We start from the raw sequence: 14,514 nt of genomic DNA on the forward strand, positions 1-14,514 counted from the left end.
GGCCGGTCCGGAACTCACCCCCGAAGAGGGGGAGTTCCGGGCCGGCCCCGGTCCACGTGCACCCGTACCCGCCCCACGCGCGCAGGGCCTCCCGACCGAAGCCGGAAGGCCCTGTGCGGTACGTACGAGGTCTCACTTGCCGCCGACGGGCTCCAGGTCGGGAGTCCGCACCAGGGGCTCGGCGTCGTCCTCGCGCAGGAACAGCTTGCTCGGCCACCACATCCACCGGCCGACGTCCAGAGTCAGCGCCGTGACCAGGACGGAACGGACGATCATGGTGTCCAGCAGGACGCCGAACGCGACCGCGAAGCCCAGCTCGGCCGCGAACACCAGCGGCAGCGAGGCCATCGCCCCGAAGGTGCCGGCCAGCACCAGACCCGCCGAGGTGATCACGCCACCGGTGGTGGACAGGCCCAGCAGCGCGCCGCGCCGGGTGCCCTGCTCCATCGACACCTCGCGCACCCGGGTGACCAGGAAGATGTTGTAGTCGATGCCCAGTGCGACCAGGAAGACGAAGGTCAGCAGGGGGAAGGAGGCCTCCGCACCCGCGAAGCCGAAGACGTGGTTGAAGACCAGGCTGCTCACACCGATGGCCGCGCCGAAGGACAGCACCACCGTGCCCATGAGCAGCACCGGTGCGACGACCGATCGCAGCAGCAGCATGAGGATCAGCAGCACCACGACCAGGACGATCGGGATGATCACCTTGGAGTCGCGGGCGGCGGCCGTCTGCGTGTCGAGCATGACCGCCGAGCTGCCGCCGACCTGGGCATCGGCGCCGTCGATCGCGTGGACCGCGGTCCTGGCCTTCTCGACGGTGTTCATCGCGGTCGTGCTGCTGGGGTCGTCCTTGAGCTCCCCGAGCATGACGGCCTCGCCGTCCTTGACCGTCGGGGGCGAGACGGCCGCGATTCCGGGTACGGCGAGCAGCGCGGTCCGCACCTGCTCCGCCGAGGCGCCCTTGCTCACGACGAAGATGGGGTCGCCGGAGCCGGCCGGGAAGTGCTCCGACTGGATCTGCTCGCCGACGGCCATCTGCGGGGTGTTGGTGAACTGGTCCTTGTTGGCGAGCCCGTCGGCCTTGAGGCCGAGTACGCCCAGCGCCATGACGGCCAGCGCGAGCGCGGTGCCGATCCAGACCAGCCGCGGCCGGCCGGAGACCGCGGTGCCGACCCGGGCCCAGATGCCGTTCTCGGCGGTGGCGGGCGCTCCGTAGGTGGGCTTGACCGGCCAGAAGATCCAGCGGCCGCAGGCCACGAGCAGGGCCGGCATCAGGGTGATCATCGCGAGCAGGCCGACGAGGACGCCGACCGCGCAGGCCGGGCCGAGGCCCTGGGTGGAGTTGAGGGTGGCGAGCATCAGCAGCATCAGGCTGACCGCGACGGTCGCGGCGCTGGCGATGATCGCGGGGCTGGAGCGGTACAGGGCCTCCGCCATCGCGTCGTGGCGGTCCTCGTGCCGCAACAGCTCTTCGCGGTAACGGGAGATGAGCAGGAGCGCGTAGTCGGTGGCGGCGCCGAACACCAACACGGTCAGGATGAAGCTGGTCTGCTTGTTGACGACCAGGCCGGCGTTCTTCGCCAGTACGTAGATCACCGCCTCCGAGGTGACCAGGGCGACGCCCACGGTCAGCAGCGGCAGCAGTGGCAACAGCGGGCTCCGGTACGTCAGCAGCAGGATCGCGACCACCACGAGCGCGGTGATCGTCGTCAGGGCCCCGCCCCCGCTGAACGCCTTGATCGAGTCGGCGGCGTAACCACCCGGGCCGGCGACGTGGAAGCCGAGCCCGTCGGCGTTCTTCTTGCCGACCTCGGTCATCGCGTCGACGACCGTGCCGATCCCCTCCCAGCCCGACTGGTCCTTCTTGACCTGGACCACCGTCTGGATGGCCTTGCCGTCATCGGACTTCACCGGGCCCTGGGCCTGCCCGACGACGTTCGTGATGCCCTTGAAGGCTTCGACGTCGGCCGTGGCCTTGGCCATGTCGGCGTCGGTGACCCCTGCGGACCGGTCGTAGATCACGACGGCGGGCAGGGTGTCGGCGGGCATGAACTTCTCGGCCCGCTCCACGACCGCGGTCGACTCCGCATTGCCCGGCAGCCAGGCCGAGTTGTCGTTCTCTTCGACGTCGCCGAGCTTTCCGGCCAGCATGAGGGCCGGCACGAGCAGGGCCGCCCAGAGTGCGATGACGACCCATTTGCCCAGCCTTCCACTGGGCAGGGCCGCTATCTTGCGCATCATGTCAATTCCTCGGTCTTCCGTCGAAGGGTAAAGAACGTCGCGATGGAGCTTCTGAGTCGTTAACGGTCAAGAGGCTAGGGCACGTTGACCCCGCACGAAGGGAGGAGGAGGTCCAAGACCTCCTCCTCCCTCCGTGCGCTGGCAGCCGTGGTGACATGGAGTGGGCGATTCCTCGAACACGGCGCGAAAGGTCCGTGCCCTGGCCTCAGTTCGCCCCCTGGAGCACGGCCGCCGTGTCCCGGATCCGGGCGCGGACGTGACCGAAGGCGAGGAGCACGGGAGCGTCGGTCAGGATGGGGAAGCTGTACGGGAACGGGCGCGGGCCGACCATGTCGGGCGGGCCGCCGTAGCCTCCGTCCGCGTTCTGGTGCGCGAGCAGCCAGGACAGCGCGCGCCCGATGGGCCGGTGATCGGTGCCGTAGCAGAGGGTGATCAGCCCGTAGGCGGTGCTGATGTCGTCGCTGGGGTCGCCCGGCTGCATTCCCCAGCCGCCGTCCTCGTTCTGCGTCTCCAGCACCGTGCGCTCGATGCGCTCGGCCATGCGGGCCACGGCGTGGTCCTGCGGGCCCGCGGTGCACGCGGCGAGGCGCGCGCGGAAGATCGTGTGCAGCCGGCTGCGGCTCCAGCCCGGCTCGAAACCGCCGTCTTCCAGCTGGCTCGCGACGAGGAAGGCCAGGGCGCGTTCCCGGGCGGGCAGGGTGCCGGGGTGCGGCGCGAGTCCGCAGACGGCCGCGGCCGTCATGCACGGTTCGGAGGAGGCCCCGGCAACGTACGTGGGGAACCCGCCGTCGGCGCCCTGGACCGCCAGCAGTCCCTCGACCCCGCGCCGCACGGAGTCCCCGTAGGCGATCGGGTCGATGGCCTGGAGGAACTCCAGCGCGCACGAGGTGTCGTCCACGTCGTTCTGCGCCACGATCTCCGACATCGACCAGCCGTCGGTGAGCGTCGCGCCGCGGGAGAGCGAGCGGGTCGGGGCGCCGCCCTGGTGGTCGACGAGCATCCCCGCCATCCGGCGCAGCAGCTCCGTCGGGGCGCCCGCAGCGGCGAGCGCCGTTCCGGCGGTCGAGGTGCACCAGTTGTGCATCTCCAGGACGAACGGGAAGCCGCCGTCGGCGCGCTGGTGGCCCAGCAGGGTCTGCAGCCCGCTGCGCACGGTCTCCTCGTTCCCGGGGAAACCGGCGAGCCCGTGCAGCACCAGCAGGTGCATCAGGGCGTAGCCCTCCCACACCGTCGTCGCGGGGTTCGTGGCGGCCAGGGTCTCCAGCGCGGCGTCGGTGACCTTGTTCTCCACCCCCGCGGCGGCGGCGAGGATCAGGGTCACGGAGGCCTGCTGCACGGCGGCCCAGGAGTGCAGGGGGTCGGAGGGCACCTCGTCGGCGACCGCGGTCAGCACCTCGGGCGGCAGCGGGCAGCCGAGCACCGACAGCACGGCGCACACCATCATGCGGCGGCGGGCGGAGATGAAGCCCGGCGCGTCGCCGAGCACGCCCTCCGTCAGCTTGGCGACGAGGCCGGCGTCACCGGCGGAGGTCCGGCCGGTGGCCCGCGCGACGGCGAGCGCGGCGAGGACGCGCTCCAGCTTGTCCGGGGTGTCCCGGTGCGCGCGCAGGAAGTCGAGCAGGCGCTCCCGGGCCGGCGCATCCGTACCGGTGCGCGTCATCAGCGAGAGTGCGAGCGCCGATTCCAGCACCCGGCTCTGGCACTCCTCGCGCAGCGCGCCGTCGGCATCGACCCTGCCGGCGACGTGTGCGATCAGCCGGTCCGTGGCCCGGGCCACGTGATCGGGGTCGACTTCGGCGGGCCACGGCATCGGGGCCGCGTACGCCAGATCCGCTGTGTACACGGAATGCTCCTATCTGAACGGCTGGGGAGCGGGATCGAGTTCGGGAACGGCACCGGATGCCGGGGCGCCACCGGGCGGCCCGGCCGGCCGTGCGCCCCAGGACACGGCCGGCCGGACCGGGATCAACTGCTCAGCTGATCAGCGGACGCCCTGCGCGAACCGGAAGAACTTGTACGGGTCGTACTTGGCCTTGACCGTGCGCAGCCGCTGGTAGTTCTCGGCGTAGTACGAGCGCTCCCAGTCGGGCAGCCGCGCGTCGATGAAGTTCTGGTAGGTCTCGCCGTTGGAGTAGGGGTCGATGGCGGCGAAGCCCGCGTCGACCCACCGGTTCGCGGAGGCCTTGGCCTCGTCGGCGACGGGCGCGACGGCGTTCGCGGTGAGGAAGCTGACCGAGAAGAGGGTGTCGCGGTGCACGTACGCGGTGGCGGTGCGCGCCACCTTGTTGGCCTCTCCGCCGAGGGCGGAGATCTGCAGCTGGCGCATCTGGCCGGGCATCCGGTCGCTCTCGAAGACCTCCAGGGCCTTGGCCCAGCCCTCGCGCGGCATCGTCTGCTTGAACAGACGGCTGCGCCAGGCGCCGAACGCGGCGCGCGGGACCTTGCCGCCCGGACTGGTGTCGTCGCGGTGGCACTCGTCGACGGTGAGCTCGGCGCAGCGGTAGAGCTGCATCATCACGTTCTTGTACGGGGCGGTGAACTTCTGCTTGTACACCGGGGGCGCACCGACGATCGAGAGGAGACGGGCGATCTCCTCGTCGAAGGCGGGACCGGTGTCCACGGAGCCGAGGAAGATCGACGCGGTCGGGACGGTGCCGGGGGCGGCGTCCGTGAGCGTGACGTTCATGCCGCTGCCGATCGAGTGCGGCGCGTCGACCAGCCACTTCGCCCAGCCGTCGAGCATCTCCAGCGCCTGCGCGTAGGGCCAGACGATATTGATGGCCGACACGTTGGTGAGGGGCGAGGGGGTGACGTCGTAGGAGGTCACGATGCCGAAGTTGCCGCCGCCGCCGCCGCGCAGGGCCCAGAAGAGGTCGCGGTGCTGGTCCGCCGAGGCGGTCACGATGCGGCCGTCGGCGAGGACCACCTTCGCAGCGGTCACCTTGTCGGAGGCCATGCCGATGTACCGGGTGAACAGGCCCATGCCGCCGCCCTGGAAGAACCCGCCCGCCGCGACGGTCGGGCAGTAGCCGCCGGATATGCCCAGCCCGGCCGGCGCGAGGGTGTTCGCGATGTCGACCAGCTGTGCGCCGGTGCCGATCCGCGCGGTGCCGTTGCCGGCGCCCAGGGTGACCTCGTTCAGCCCGGACACGTCGATGACGAGACCCTGGGTCGTCGAGTAGCCGGCGGCGCTGTGGCCACCGCTGCGCGCGGCGACCTCGATGCCGTGGTTCTGGGCGAAGGTCAGACACTTCGCCACGTCGGTCGGGGTCTTGCAGTAGGCGACCGCGCGGGGGTTCGCGGCGTCGAACTGGACCTGGTAGAGCTGCTTGGCCCGCTGGTAGTCCGCGTCGGACGGCAGGACCAGGTGTCCGGCGAGCCGCTCGTCCAGCCGGCCCCAGCGGATGCCGGACCGGGTCCGGGCGCTCACGGAGGCGGAGGCGGAAGCGGGGAAGGCGGCGGCCGCCCCGGTCGCGGCGAGAGCGGCTCCACCGGCGCCGACAAGGAACTTTCTGCGATCGATCATGTGCTGTGCTGCCTCTTCTGCCCAGGAATGCTTGCGTGCCGGATGGATGAGTGCCGGGGCACTCGGTGGAGGGCGCTGCCCGAGCCGCGCCCTCCCTGTGTGCGGAGCCCTGCTACGGGTCCCTGCTACAGGGCCCTGTTACGGGGCCCTGCTGCCGAGCCGTACTGACGAGCCGTACTGCCGGCCCCCGTTACGGGGCCTTCTGCTCCAGGACCTGCGCGAGCGCGGCGGCCAGCGCCGCGGCCGGGTCCTCCTCGCCGCCCGTGCTGCGCCAGGCGATGTGGTTGTCGGGCCGGACCAGGACGGCGCCGTCGGCGGCCGTCTGGCGGACCGCCTCCCACGCACCGTCGACGTCGGCGTACTCCGCGCCCTCGCCGATGCGCACCGCGAGGACCGGGACCGAGAACGTCTCCGCGGCCTGCGCGGCCGCCCCGGTCCACGCCGTCCCCTCCGGGCCGGTGATCAGTACGAAGCCGGTGGCGACTCCGGTCAGGTCGTGCGTGGACAGGCGGCGCCCGTCCTGCTCGATCCAGGCGTGGGGCAGGCGGTGTCCCGGGCGGGTGGTGGGCTCGTACACGTCGCCCAGAGCCGCGCGGACCGGAGGCCGGCTGCCGTCGGGGACGACGGCGCCCGCCTCGTAGGCGAAGCCGATCTCCACGTCGTGGGCCTGGCACTCGCCGCGGTGGGTCGCGAAGATCTCCGCGGCCCGCTGACGCTGGGCGGCGCCGACCGGGGTCGGGGCGAAGTAGCCGAAGAACACCGGCGTACGGCGCTCCGCCGGGATGTGCTGGCCGAGGCCGACGGCCCCGTCGATGACGACCTGGTGGTGGGAGGCCGCGGACATGGCCCAGCCCAGGTTGAACTGGCCGACCGGCTTGCGCTCCGCCTCGTAGGTGTCGAGCAGGCTGTCGGGAGCCTTGCCGGAGACGACCGCCGCCAGCTTCCAGGCGAGGTTGTGGGCGTCCTGGATGCCGGTGTTCAGGCCGAGGCCGACGGCGGGCGGCTGGCGGTGCGCGGCGTCACCGGCGAGGAAGACCCGGCCGTGGCGGTAGTGCTCGGCGAGCACCGCCTCCACGGTCCAGCTCGTCACGTCGTGCAGGGTCACCTCCAGCTCGGGCAGCCCGAGGACCTCGCGGATCCGGGCGGTCACCGCCTGCGGGTCGGTGCGGTCGACGCCGAGGAGGGAGAGGTGCAGTCCCCACTCCTCGCAGTTCTTGCCCCAGGTCGGGCCCATCTCTATGAGGGCGCTGGAGAGGTCCTGGCGGTAGGGGTTGAGGAACCAGGTGATGAGCGAGCCCTCGTTCCACACCTGCGACAGGTCGGCGGAGAAGTAGACCGTCGTGGCGTCGAACAGGGAGGGCAGGCCCTGCATGTTCACGCCGAGGGCCGCGCCGACCGTACGGCCGCCGTCGGCCGCGATGGCGTACTGCGCCACGATCGTGGTGCTCTCGCCGGTCTCGACGTCTCGGATCTCGGCGGTGACGCGGTCGCCCTCCTCGGAGATCGAGGTCAGCTCGTGGCCGAACAGGACGCGGCCGGGATTGCGGCGCTCGGCGTGCTCGCGCAGGATCGGCTCCAGCCGCACCTGCGGCAGCTTCGCCGACAGGGCGGGGCCGGCCGCCGCGTACTTCTCGCTGAGCTCGCCGCCGCCGAACCCGTCCATCTCGTGGATCAGCCGCTGGTCCAGCGGACCCGCGCCGGTCAGCGTGGTCTGGTAGCGGACCTTGCCGAACTTCTCCAGGGGCGCGCCCTGTTCGAGCACCTCCGCGTCCAGACCGTGCTGGCGGAAGACCTCCATCGTGCGCTGGTTGATGTAGTGCGCCTTCGGCAGCCGCGAGGTGTCCGCGCGGCGCTCCACCAGCACGTGGCCGACCCCGTGGTCGGACAGGAAGGCGGAGGCCGACAGGCCGGTGCCGCCCCCGCCCACGATCAGGACCGGAACTTCGATGGTTCCCATGTTCGTCTTCGTCCTTCCAGAAAATGACAGCCGAAATGAGCAATGCGCGGGTGAGGGAGGGTCGTTGAACGGGACCGGCGTTAAACGGGAGGGGCGCTAAACGGGGTTCTCCAGAGCCCCGTCTTCCAATTGCATGATGTCGAGCACTCCGGGCTGCCACCGGTAATAGGACTGGAGCTTGTAGTACTCGCCGTCGGGCTGGGAGGCGACGGCGTAGACGAACTTGGTGTCGGGATCCGCTGCCAGCACGTGCTTCACGAACCGCTCGACCTTCGGGTCGAGCGGGACGGAGAGCGAGGTCGGGTCCCCGGTCGCCACGGCGAAGCAGATCCGCTCGACCTTCGGGGAATCCCAGTTCAGGGTCACGTAGATGCCGAAGGCCTGCTGCCCGAGTTCGAGCATCTGCCCGCTCGGCTCCGCCTGGTCGACCTCGCGGAGCATCGAGCGCACGGCATCCGGTGCGAAGCCGCCCGTGGGGGGCTCGCCGAAGTACACGTTGACGGTCTTGTTCCGGTAGTCGATGCCGAGCAGGCCGACCGTGTCGCCCATGCCGTACCGGTCGAAGAATTCGATGCTCTCGCCGAGGCTGGGCGGCATCGACGGAATTCCGGCGAGCTTCGAAATGGCCTGCAGGTCGTTCCGGGGAAAGACCAGCCAGATCTTCTTGAAACCGCGGACGACTCCGAAGTCGATTCCGTAGCTGTCGACCGGGCAGTTGTCCCGGATGTCCGAGAGCAGCGCGCCGACGGGGTGATCGGTCCGCGGGGTCAGGCCGTGCTCCACGGCGAGCGCGTACGGGTCCACGTCCAGCGGGGTCGTGAACCGGCAGTCGAGCTCGCCCTCGTGCTTGTGGCCGGTCCCGAGCCGGAACGCGACCACGGCCTGCGCGAGGGCGTCGCCGTACATGTCCAGGATGGGCAGGACCTTGTCCCGCGCGCACTCCACGTCCAGCAGGCCGGCCGATTCCTCGATGGCCGCGTAGAGGACTTGCACCGGGCTTTCTTCGGTGCCCCCGGCCGCCTCACTCATGGCTGTCATCATCTTGACGCTTCATGTGGGCAAGACTCGGACACCGATCTTGCCGTCCACTGTTCCGCGACTTGACGCCGACTTGGCGGGGATCCCGCGGGCTCGGCCCACCCGCGTGCGGGCACGCCGAGCTCCCGGCGGACCGGGGCCCCTCGTTCGGGACCCGTCCGCCGGGAGCGTGGGGTGCGGGCCACGGCCGCGGCCCGGGGCCTGCGGGCCGCGGCCGGCTCAGCCCTGCTTGAGGAGCTTCTCCTCCAGGCGGCGCGACAGCTCGACCCGGCGCGTCTTCATCGTGGCCGTACGGGGCAGTTCGGCCAGCGGGATCTGGATCGGGTCGGCCAGCTGGGGATAGGCGGCGACGGCCCTGCGCCAGCGGTCCTGGTCGAGCGGCTTGTCGTCGTGGGTGCAGACGATCGGGACGCCCCGGGAATCCGGGCCCAGCACGACGACGAGCTCGACCAGTTCCTCCAGCTCGTCCAGCACGAGGTCCTCGATCTCCAGGCTGCTGCCCACCCCGGGGATCATGTCGATCTCCCGGTCGAGCATGTGCAGGCAGCCGAACTTGCTGCGGTAACCGACGTCCCCGGTGCGCCACCAGCCGTCGTGCACGTTGGCGTCGTAGCGCTCCTGCTCACCGTGGTACGTCTTGGCTATGCCGTCCCAACGGGCGTCGATGAGCCCGGGGTTCTGCGCGGAGGGCCGCTTGCCGTTCTGGCTCACCAGCCGCACCCGCGCGCTGCCCGGCAGCGGGTAGCCCACGCAGCGCCCGTCCATCCGGTGCGCGGACCAGCGGTAGTACGGCCGGCCCACGGCCGGGCCGACCTCGCTCTGCCCGTAGATCTGGAAGAACTGCGCCCTGCGCGAGGAGGCCCCGAGGAGCCGGCGGACCGTCCTCGGGTGGATCGCGTCGAAGGTGCTGCTGAAGTACTTCACCGAGGCGAAGGGCTTTCGCGGATCGTCGGCCAGGTTCTCCCACGCCAGGAAGGAGTTGGGGAGCGCCTCGATCAGTCCGGGCCGGTGCTTCAGGAAGAACTCGGCGACGTCCGCGGGGGCGCCGCGGTTGACCAGCAGCACCGGCATGCCCTTGGTGAGGCACAGGGCCATCGCCGCGAACATCCGGGAGTGGCCGAAGGCGATGTGGATCGCCACCGTCTCGCGTCCCCGCATGAACGCCAGCAGGACCAGCTGCGGCCGCAGCCGGGCGCGCATCGTCCGCGGGGTGTGCACCACCAGCTTGGGGATCCCGGTGGTGCCGGACGTGTGCGTGATCATCGCCGGCTCGTCCAGGCCCTGGAGCACGGGCCGTACCGGCGGGGAGCCGGCGAGCTCGGCGAGCGAGGCCACCCCGGGGGCGGCGGCGCCCACGCTGATCACGCCCCGCGTGAGCTCGGCGAGCGGCAGCCCGGCCAGCGCCTCCAGCTTGGGGCCGTCGGTGAGCAGGTGCGGCCGGTCGAGCCGCTCCATGAGGGCGGCCATGGTCGGGGCGTCCAGCGTGTGCGACAGCATCACCGGGACCGCGCCCGTACGGGCCACCGCGGTGGCCAGCAGCCAGACGTCGAAGTTCGCCGCCTTGTGGACCACCACGTGCTGGCCGGCCTTCACCCCGGCGGCCGATATCCGGCCCGCGAGGTCCTCCACGTGCTCGGCGAGATCGGCCACCGTCAGGCGCCGGCCCGCCTCGGGCAGCACGTCGAGGTCGTGGTCGAGGGTCAGCGGCGTCGAGCCGTTCCCGGCCGCCGCCGCCCTCTCCGGCACGGACCCGAGATAGAGCCCCTGCTTGTGTATGGAATTCCGCCTCATGAGACCTCCGTCCAGACCCGCGTCGCTCCGGTGTTCTCTGGACAACGGCGGTCTGTATCACGACACTTCGGAGCCCCAGCATCCGCGAGGGGACTTGGGCGGAACTGACCCGCGAGTTGGCCGCCACTTGGCCTCGGCGACGCTCGCCGACGCTCGCCGAGGCGGATGCGGGGCAGCCGCACCGAAGCAGCTGAAAAGTCGGCACAGGGATGCAGAAGGGGTCGGACTCACCCGAGTCCGACCCCTTCTGACCTGCACGTTTGACGAAGCTAGCCAACTTGCGGCAACGAGGTGATTACACGTTGAAGCGGAACTCCACCACGTCGCCGTCCTGCATGATGTAATCCTTGCCCTCCATGCGGGCCTTGCCCTTGGAGCGGGCCTCGGCGACCGAGCCGCAGGCGACCAGGTCCTCGAAGGAGATGATCTCCGCCTTGATGAAGCCGCGCTGGAAGTCGGTGTGGATCACGCCGGCGGCCTCGGGGGCGGTGGCGCCCTTCTTGATGGTCCAGGCGCGGGTTTCCTTCGGGCCGGCCGTCAGGTAGGTCTGCAGGCCCAGGGTGGCGAAGCCGACGCGGCCGAGGGTGGCCATGCCGGGCTCCTCCTGGCCGACCGACTGGAGGAGCTCCAGGGCTTCGTCGTCTTCGAGCTCGATGAGCTCCGCTTCCAGCTTGGCGTTGAGGAAGATCGCCTCGGCCGGGGCCACCAGCGCGCTCTGCTCGGCCTTGAAGGCGTCGTCCGTCAGCTCGTCCTCGTCGACGTTGAAGACGTAGAGGAACGGCTTGACCGTGAGAAGGTGCAGCTCGTGGAGGAGGTCGCCCTGCTCCGTGCCCTTCGTGATGCCGTGCGAGAAGAGGGTGTCGCCCGCTTCGAGGATCTTCGTGGCCTTCTCGACGGCCGCCAGGACCGCGACCTTCTCCTTCTGGAGGCGGGACTCCTTCGTCAGGCGCGGCACCGCCTTCTCGATGGACTGGAGGTCCGCGAGGATCAGCTCGGTGTTGATGGTCTCGATGTCGTCCTTCGGCGAGACCTTGCCGTCGACGTGGACGACGTTCTCGTCCTTGAAGGCGCGGATGACCTGGCAGATCGCGTCCGACTCGCGGATGTTCGCGAGGAACTTGTTGCCGAGGCCCTCGCCCTCCGACGCACCGCGCACGATGCCCGCGATGTCGACGAAGTCGACCGTCGCCGGGAGGAGCTTGGCGGAACCGAAGATGCCGGCCAGGACGCCGAGGCGGGCGTCCGGAACGCCGACGACGCCGACGTTCGGCTCGATCGTGGCGAACGGGTAGTTGGCCGCCAGCACGTCGTTCTTGGTCAGGGCGTTGAACAGGGTCGACTTGCCGACATTCGGCAGGCCGACGATTCCGATCGTGAGCGACACGTTGGCGACTTCCCGTAGCTGGAGGGGGCGGCGGCCCGGAGTGGGCCAAGGAGCAGTTTACTTTCCGATGAGGGGGCACGGATGTACGCGTGTCCGGGCACGCGATCGGAGGCCTCCCCGCCTAGTTTTGGGGGGTGGAGCGATACAAGGCGCGTACGGAACGTCACCCAGCGGAGCGGTCTGCCGAGCGGTCTGCCGAGCGGTCCCCCCAGCGAGCGCCCGCAACGGTACGCAGACTGCCGCGGCCCCGGCTGACCGGGATCGGCGGCGGGCTCTTCGCCTGCGCCGCGATGTTCCTGATCGGCGGCCTCGACTGGCTGCTGTTCGACGCCTCGCTGTTCCTCTACGGCCTGTTCTTCCTGCCCGTCGCGGCCGCCACCGCCCTGTGGGTGCGCCCCGCCGACCTCATCACCGCGCCGATCACCGCCCCGATCGCCTTCGCCGCCGGAGTGTGGCCCGTGTCGGGCGGCTCCGGCGGCTTCGCCGGCGAGGTGATGGGGCTGGTGTCCGCGCTGTCCCTGCACGCCGGCTGGCTGTACGCCGGCACGCTCGTGGCCGCGCTGATCGCGGTGGTGCGCAAGGCCGTCCTCATCGGCCGCCGCCGGATGCCCCGCCGCGTCGCCTGAGCGGGGAGGGAAGGGAGGGGAAGGCAGCTACTTCGGCGACGCCGAGCGCGCCGCCATCGCCGCGCCCACGATGCCCGCGTTGTTCTGCAGCTCCGCCGGCACGATCCGTGCCCGGACGCCCTCGATCAGCGGCAGGAACTTCTCCGGCTTGCGGCTCACGCCGCCGCCGATGATGAAGAGGTCCGGGGAGAACAGCATCTCCACGTGTGCCAGGTACTTCCCCACCCGGTGCGCCCAGCGCTCCCAGGTCAGGTCCCCGTCGTCCTTCGCCTTCACCGAGGCCCGCGTCTCCGCGTCGTGGCCCTTCAGCTCCAGGTGGCCCAGCTCGCTGTTGGGCACCAGGTGCCCGCCCGTGAAGAGCGCGCTGCCGATCCCGGTGCCCAGCGTGAGCAGGATGACCGTGCCGTCGACCCCGCGCCCCGCCCCGTAGGCCATCTCCGCGACCCCGGCCGCGTCCGCGTCGTTCAGGACCGTCACCGCACGGCCGTCGAGGCGCGCGGAGAGCAGCGCCGCCGTGTCCACACCGACCCAGGCCTTGTCCATGTTGGCCGCCGACCGGGTCACCCCGCCCGTGACCACCCCGGGGAAGGTGACCCCCACCGGGCCGTCCCAGTCGAAGTGGCGCACCACCTCGACGACGCAGCCGGCCACCCCGTCGGGGGTGGCCGGCTGCGGTGTCAGTACCTTGTGGCGCTCCTGCGCCAGGTCGCCACGGTTCAGGTCCACGGGAGCGCCCTTGATCCCGGAACCGCCGATGTCCACGCCGAAGATCTCCATGGACTCACCGTACGAAAAGACCCGCCGGAGCGCCCTGCCGGGGAGATGCCTACTTCTGTACGCCCGAAGCGCCCGAAGCCGCATCCGAAGCCGCATCCGGAACCGCCACGAGCTCCGCCGCCTCCGCGCGCAGGTCCCGGCGCAGTTCCTTGGGCAGGGAGAAGACGATGGACTCCTCGGCCGTCTTGACGATCTCCACGTCCGCGTACCCGCGCACGGCCAGCCACTCCAGCACCTCTTCGACCAGCACCTCCGGCACCGAGGCGCCCGAGGTCAGACCGACGGTGGTGACGCCCTGGAGCCAGGCCTCGTCGATCTCGCTCGCGAAGTCCACGAGGTACGAGGCCTTCGCGCCCGCGTCGAGGGCGACCTCGACGAGGCGGATGGAGTTCGAGGAGTTCTTGGAGCCGACGACGATGACCAGGTCGCAGTCCTTGCCCATCACCTTCACCGCCTCCTGGCGGTTCGAGGTGGCGTAGCAGATGTCGTCGCTGGGCGGCGAGACGAGCAGCGGGAACTTGGTCTTCAGGGCGTCGACCGTCTCCATCGTCTCGTCGACGGAGAGGGTGGTCTGCGACAGCCACACGACCTTCGACTCGTCGCGGACGGTGACCTTCTCCACGTCGTGCGGGCCGTCCACGATGGTGATGTGGTCCGGGGCCTCGCCGGAGGTGCCGACGACCTCCTCGTGGCCCTCGTGGCCGATGAGGAGGATGTCGAAGTCCTCGTTCGCGTAGCGGATCGCTTCCTTGTGGACCTTGGTGACCAGCGGGCAGGTCGCGTCGATCGTCGCGAGCTTGCCGCGCGCCGCCTCCTCGTGCACCACGGGGGCCACGCCGTGCGCGGAGAACATCACGATGGAGCCCTCGGGGACCTCCTCCGTCTTCTCGACGAAGATGGCTCCCTTCCGCTCCAGGGTCTGCACGACGTACTTGTTGTGGACGATCTCGTGCCGCACGTAGACGGGCGCGCCGTACTGTTCGAGAGCCTTCTCGACGGCGATCACGGCTCGGTCCACGCCCGCGCAGTAGCCGCGCGGGGCGGCGAGGAGAACGCGGCGGGATGCGGGAGCGGGGGCGTCAGCAGTCATGGGCTCCATCGTACGGGGGTGTCCAGGAGGCCGGGGGTCGCCCGTTCGGCACAAACTGGGTCGAACATCCGCACCTGCCTTACC

Annotated in this window: 10 protein-coding genes; 1 reads left to right on the forward strand and 9 read right to left on the reverse strand. The window is 70.6% G+C overall.

The features are described from left to right. Positions 1-132: 132 nt before the first annotated feature. The 7 genes from OHA37_RS13355 to ychF all read right to left on the reverse strand — a co-directional run bounded on the left by OHA37_RS13355 (position 133) and on the right by ychF (position 11,937). Positions 133-2,241, reverse strand: a complete 2,109-nt coding sequence (locus OHA37_RS13355) for an MMPL family transporter (RefSeq protein WP_266904906.1) — start codon at positions 2,239-2,241, stop codon at positions 133-135. Positions 2,242-2,446: 205 nt separating this feature from the next. Then, on the reverse strand, positions 2,447-4,084 hold the full coding sequence (locus tag OHA37_RS13360) for a prenyltransferase/squalene oxidase repeat-containing protein (RefSeq protein ID WP_266904908.1): 1,638 nt from the start codon (positions 4,082-4,084) through the stop codon (positions 2,447-2,449). A gap of 138 nt (positions 4,085-4,222) precedes the next feature. Further along, positions 4,223-5,767 carry an FAD-binding oxidoreductase gene (locus tag OHA37_RS13365; RefSeq protein ID WP_266904910.1) on the reverse strand — a complete coding sequence of 515 codons (1,545 nt, stop codon included), beginning with the start codon at positions 5,765-5,767 and terminating at the stop codon, positions 4,223-4,225. Positions 5,768-5,957: 190 nt separating this feature from the next. Then, positions 5,958-7,724: an FAD-dependent monooxygenase gene (locus OHA37_RS13370; RefSeq protein WP_266904912.1), complete on the reverse strand. Its 1,767-nt coding sequence runs from the start codon at positions 7,722-7,724 to the stop codon at positions 5,958-5,960. 96 nt (positions 7,725-7,820) lie between these two features. Then, positions 7,821-8,753: an aromatic prenyltransferase gene (locus OHA37_RS13375; RefSeq protein WP_266904914.1), complete on the reverse strand. Its 933-nt coding sequence runs from the start codon at positions 8,751-8,753 to the stop codon at positions 7,821-7,823. Between the two features lie 228 nt (positions 8,754-8,981). Further along, entirely contained in the window at positions 8,982-10,553 is a 1,572-nt protein-coding gene (locus tag OHA37_RS13380; RefSeq protein WP_266904916.1) for an AMP-binding protein, read from the reverse strand. A 295-nt stretch (positions 10,554-10,848) separates the two neighbouring features. Beyond that, positions 10,849-11,937: a redox-regulated ATPase YchF gene (gene ychF, locus OHA37_RS13385; RefSeq protein ID WP_266904918.1), complete on the reverse strand. Its 1,089-nt coding sequence runs from the start codon at positions 11,935-11,937 to the stop codon at positions 10,849-10,851. A gap of 134 nt (positions 11,938-12,071) precedes the next feature. Between ychF and OHA37_RS13390 the strand changes: the two genes are divergently transcribed. Next, the gene (locus OHA37_RS13390; RefSeq protein ID WP_443046159.1) at positions 12,072-12,563 is read left to right on the forward strand and encodes a DUF6542 domain-containing protein; all 492 of its coding nucleotides are present in this window, start codon (positions 12,072-12,074) and stop codon (positions 12,561-12,563) included. A 27-nt stretch (positions 12,564-12,590) separates the two neighbouring features. Here OHA37_RS13390 and ppgK read toward each other — a convergent pair whose 3' ends face one another. Next, positions 12,591-13,340: a polyphosphate--glucose phosphotransferase gene (ppgK, locus tag OHA37_RS13395; RefSeq protein WP_266904920.1), complete on the reverse strand. Its 750-nt coding sequence runs from the start codon at positions 13,338-13,340 to the stop codon at positions 12,591-12,593. 49 nt (positions 13,341-13,389) lie between these two features. Beyond that, complete coding sequence (locus tag OHA37_RS13400; protein ID WP_266904922.1) at positions 13,390-14,439, reverse strand: 4-hydroxy-3-methylbut-2-enyl diphosphate reductase; 1,050 nt, start codon at positions 14,437-14,439, stop codon at positions 13,390-13,392. Positions 14,440-14,514 lie beyond the last annotated feature (75 nt).

This window comes from Streptomyces sp. NBC_00335 (assembly GCF_036127095.1).
In the GTDB taxonomy this organism is placed as follows: Bacteria; Actinomycetota; Actinomycetes; order Streptomycetales; family Streptomycetaceae; genus Streptomyces.